Below are 4,062 nucleotides of genomic sequence, written 5' to 3' on the forward strand. Positions count from 1 at the left end.
CCTGAGCTCCTTCCAGCACGGCGGCCTGAATTTCACCGAGCGCTTCGCCGGCTTTGCCTATGCGCAGGCCAACGATCCAGACTCATGGGCCAAGGGTTATGCCATCTTAAAAAAGCTCTACGACGAGAAAAAAGCCACCCCCGGACTGATCGAATTCCTGAAAATGCTGGAACAAAATCTCCACATCCCTGCGGCTCAGCGCATTCCTGATGCGGGTCCGGTAAGAACGATCCCAAATCCTCAGTCCGGCCCCCTACAGCCATAGGCTGGCAACCTAGCTTGGTTGACATCCGATGCTTTCGGGTGAATTTTCACATTGTTCCAACCAATGCCTGCCAAAATAGACATCCCCCGCAAGTCGATCTACCGCCTGTCGATCTACCAGCGCTGCCTGCAGCGTCTGCGTGAGAACCAGGTGGACACCGTGTCGTCTGCCGCCTTGGCAAAAGCGGCCGGGGTGAAGTCCACGCAGTTGCGCAAAGACCTGGCGTATTTCGGCCAGCTCGGCACCCGCGGTCTGGGCTACAACGTGGACGCCCTCAGCGGCACGATCGGGGATGTGCTGGGGCAGAACAAACTGCAGCCCGTCATTCTGGTCGGCGTCGGGAATCTCGGCTCCGCTCTGCTGCGCTACGGCGGCTTCCGCAAGGAGGGCTTTGAAGTCGCGGCCGCGTTTGATCTCGCCCCCCGCAAGCAGCCGCAGGTCACTGTGCCCGTGCTGCCGATGACTGACATGGCTGAATTCATCCGCCGCCAGAATGTGAAAATGGCCATCCTCACCGTGCCCGCCAGCAATGCCCAGTCAGTGGTCAATGATCTGGTGCAGCACGGCATCCAGGCCATCCTGAATTTCTCCCCCACAGTCCTCGATGTCCCGGAGAATGTCGTGGTGAACAGCGTGGATCTGGCCGTGGAACTGGAGAATCTGAGCTACTTCATCCGCTGATTCTTTGGCGTGCTGGCGCTGAGAATGAGTTGAAGCAAAGGCACTGCATCATGCGTTGATGTCGGACTCACCATCCGACCATCCCCATGCTCCGACTCCTCGCCGCCCTCTTCGCCCTTGTCTCCACCGCTTCTGCGGCGCATCCATTTCTCTGCTGCGACTACGGCGGTGGCAAGGTCTGCGTGGTATCAGCCGAGGGGAAAATCGAGTGGCAGTGGGAATGCAAAAGCCCGCAGGACTGCTGGAAGCTGCCGAATGGAAACTACCTCTTCTGCTTTGTCAGCGGTGCCCTGGAGGTGACACCGGACAAGAAGATCGTGTGGGAGTACAAAGCGCCGACAGATGTGAAAGTCGAAGTCCATTCCTGCCAGCCGCTGCCGGATGGGAATGTGATGATCGTGGAATGTGGCACCAGCCGCATCATTGAAGTAGATCGCGCTGGGAAGATCGCCAAGGAGATCAAGCTGACCGCAGCACCTGAAATCAAGCTGCACAACCAGTTTCGCGGCACACGCAAACTCGCCAACGGCCACTACCTCGTCTGCTTCAAAGGCGAAGGCAAAATCGTCGAACTCGATGCCGACGGCAAAGTGCTGCGCCAGATCAAGGTTCCTGGAGATCCGCATGAAGTCGTGCCGCTTCCCGAAGGCCACCTGCTCATCACCTGCGGCGATGGCCATCAGGTGCGCGAACTCGACGCCAAAGAAAACATCGTTTGGGAACTCGCTGAGAACGACATCCCCGGCTACACCCTGCGTCTCATGGCCGGCTGCCAGCGCCTGCCGAACGGGAACACCGTCTTCTGCGTCTATCTCGGCCATGGCCACATCGGCGAGCAAGCCCAGGTCATCGAAGTCACTCGTGACAAGAAGATCGTCTGGAGCGTGGCCGACCACGCCCAGTTCAAGACGATCAATCAGATCATGCTGCTGGATGTGCCCGGAGACGTGACGAAGGGCGAGGTGCTGCGCTGATTCGCCGCCTCCGGTCGTAAGTTGGGTGTGTTTGGCGCGCCATGCTGCCGCGATCCCTTGCATTCCCCTGCGCCAAACCGCCCGACCTCCAGGACGTTCGTACGCCCTGGAGTTTGCAGCACGCTGATGGACGGGCGGGCTGTCGCCACACCCATCCTACAGCCGCGCTTACAGCGCAGCGTTAAGCATGATCAACACCTCAATAACTCCGCGCAAACACCACGCGGCGTGAGCTCGGCTTGCCGGTGAGGAAGCACTTCCCTTCCTCAGCAAACTGATCGCCGTGGGGGATGCAGCGGATGGTGACTTTCAGGTCTTTGCTGAGAGTGTCTTCATCGTCGCTGCTGCCCGCCCAGTGCATCATGGCGAAGCCGCCTTCGGAGTCTTCGGCAAAGAAGGCTTTGAACTCTTCCAGCGTTTCGAGCTTCTTCATGTTCGCGTCACGCAGGGCGGTGGCACGAGCGAGAAGCGCGTCCTGAATTTCCTGCAGGCGCTCCGTCACGGACTGGATGAACTCTTCCTTGGGCACGAATTCCTTGGCCTTCGGTCCCTGATCGCGGCGGCAAACGGCCACGCTGCGGCTGGTGATGTCGCGCGGTCCCATTTCGAGACGCATTGGCACACCTTTCTTAATCCATTCCCAGTTCTTCGCGCCGCCCTGAAGGTCGCGCTTGTCCACGTGCACGCGCAGAGGCTCACCGGCGAACAACTGGGTGCGCAGTGTTTGTGCCAGCGCCTCGCAGGCGGCGATGACTTCATCGCGCGTGTCAGCCTTCGGCGTGACGGGCAGGATGACGATCTGGTTCGGGGCCACGCGTGGTGGGATGATGACGCCATCGTCATCGCCATGGGCCATGATGACCGTGCCGATCATGCGGGTGCTGACGCCCCAGCTCGTGGTGTGGGCCAGCTGACGCGTGTTGTCACGGCCGAGGAACTGGATGTTCGCAGCCTTGGCGAAGTTTTGACCGAGGTAGTGCGACGTGCCGGCCTGGATGGCCTTCTTGTCCTGCACCATGGCTTCGACGGTGAATGTCTGCACGGCGCCGGGGAAACGTTCGCGCTCGGTCTTCTCGCCAGGAATCACCGGAATGGCAAGGTGATCGCGCATGAAGTCCTCATACACCTTGTGCATGGTGCGTGTTTCCACGATGGCCTCTTCGGCGGTTTCATGGGCGGTGTGGCCTTCCTGCCAGAGGAACTCGGCGGTGCGCAGGAAGAGGCGTGGGCGCATCTCCCAGCGCATGACGTTGCACCACTGATTGATGAGCAGCGGCAGGTCGCGGTAGCTTTCCACCCAGCGGGCGAAGGCAGCGCCGATGATCGTTTCGGAAGTCGGGCGAATCACGAAGGGCTCGGCCAGTTCGCCGGTCGGAATCATCTTCGTGGTGCCGTCCGGCTGCTTCTGCGCCTCCAGGCGGTGATGCGTGACCACAGCGCATTCGGTGGCAAAGCCCTCGGCGTGCTGCGCTTCCTTTTCGAGGTAGCTCAGGGGGATCAGCAGCGGGAAGTAGGCGTTCACGTGGCCGGTGGCCTTGAATTTCACATCGAGCTGGCGCTGGATGTTTTCCCACAGGCCGTAGCCCCACGGCTTGATCACCATGCAGCCGCGGACCTCGGAGTTCTCCGCCATGTCGGCGGCACGAACGACCTGCTGGTACCATTCGGGAAAATCTTGGGCGCGTGTGGGGGTGATTGCGGTGGCGTTGCTCATGGTTATTAGGGACGCGCAGGATAGAAGCATTCCGCAGGCGGTCAATGATCGGCTGGCCTGACATCGAGCACCTTCAAGTGCCGGTCGGCGAAGTCCTCCCAATAAGCAATGGCGTAGCCTGCATGAATATGCACATCGAGCCGACGACCCACGGCATCACGCTCTTCGTAGTCAGCATATCGAGCTGGATAGCTGGTGATCTCTAGAAAACGCTTCATCAATCGTTTCCGATCCGCCGACTTGAGGGAGTCGAGAAACACGATGACCTCATGCGCCAGCAACAGTCGGTATTCGATCATGCATCAGCCGCGTATCTCTTGTTCAATTCCTCCAACGTCACCCAATGACCGGGCGAGTTATCATCGATCCTGCGGGCCATTTCTTCTGCAAAACTTGATTCGTCAGGCCCTCTAAGCGTGGTCAAGAAG

At 59.7% G+C, this 4,062-nt stretch carries 5 protein-coding genes; 3 read left to right on the plus strand and 2 right to left on the minus strand.

All coding sequences use genetic code 11. The features are described from left to right. The 3 genes from WAW39_RS12095 to WAW39_RS12105 all read left to right on the plus strand — a co-directional run. The coding region (locus WAW39_RS12095) for a hypothetical protein (protein ID WP_422319117.1) at positions 1 to 265 on the plus strand (265 nt) is incomplete at its 5' end. Positions 266 to 328: 63 nt separating this feature from the next. Beyond that, entirely contained in the window at positions 329 to 946 is a 618-nt protein-coding gene (locus tag WAW39_RS12100; protein WP_422319119.1) for a redox-sensing transcriptional repressor Rex, read from the plus strand. Positions 947 to 1,032: 86 nt separating this feature from the next. Further along, on the plus strand, positions 1,033 to 1,920 hold the full coding sequence (locus tag WAW39_RS12105) for a hypothetical protein (protein ID WP_422319121.1): 888 nt from the start codon (positions 1,033 to 1,035) through the stop codon (positions 1,918 to 1,920). A gap of 199 nt (positions 1,921 to 2,119) precedes the next feature. Here the strand turns inward: WAW39_RS12105 and proS are convergent, their stop codons facing one another. Then, positions 2,120 to 3,634, minus strand: coding sequence for a proline--tRNA ligase (proS, locus tag WAW39_RS12110; protein WP_422319123.1), 1,515 nt, complete (start codon positions 3,632 to 3,634; stop codon positions 2,120 to 2,122). A 41-nt stretch (positions 3,635 to 3,675) separates the two neighbouring features. Further along, positions 3,676 to 3,933: a hypothetical protein gene (locus WAW39_RS12115; RefSeq protein ID WP_422319125.1), complete on the minus strand. Its 258-nt coding sequence runs from the start codon at positions 3,931 to 3,933 to the stop codon at positions 3,676 to 3,678. Positions 3,934 to 4,062 lie beyond the last annotated feature (129 nt).

It is taken from the genome of Prosthecobacter sp. (genome assembly GCF_049294395.1).
In the GTDB taxonomy this organism is placed as follows: Bacteria; Verrucomicrobiota; Verrucomicrobiia; order Verrucomicrobiales; family Verrucomicrobiaceae; genus Prosthecobacter.

Coding starts and splice junctions, on each gene's coding strand:
- WAW39_RS12100 (WP_422319119.1), top strand. CDS start 329: ATGCCTGCCAAAATAGACATCCCCCGCAAGTCGATCTACCGCCTGTCG.
- WAW39_RS12105 (WP_422319121.1), top strand. CDS start 1,033: ATGCTCCGACTCCTCGCCGCCCTCTTCGCCCTTGTCTCCACCGCTTCT.
- proS (WP_422319123.1), bottom strand. CDS start 3,634: ATGAGCAACGCCACCGCAATCACCCCCACACGCGCCCAAGATTTTCCC.
- WAW39_RS12115 (WP_422319125.1), bottom strand. CDS start 3,933: ATGATCGAATACCGACTGTTGCTGGCGCATGAGGTCATCGTGTTTCTC.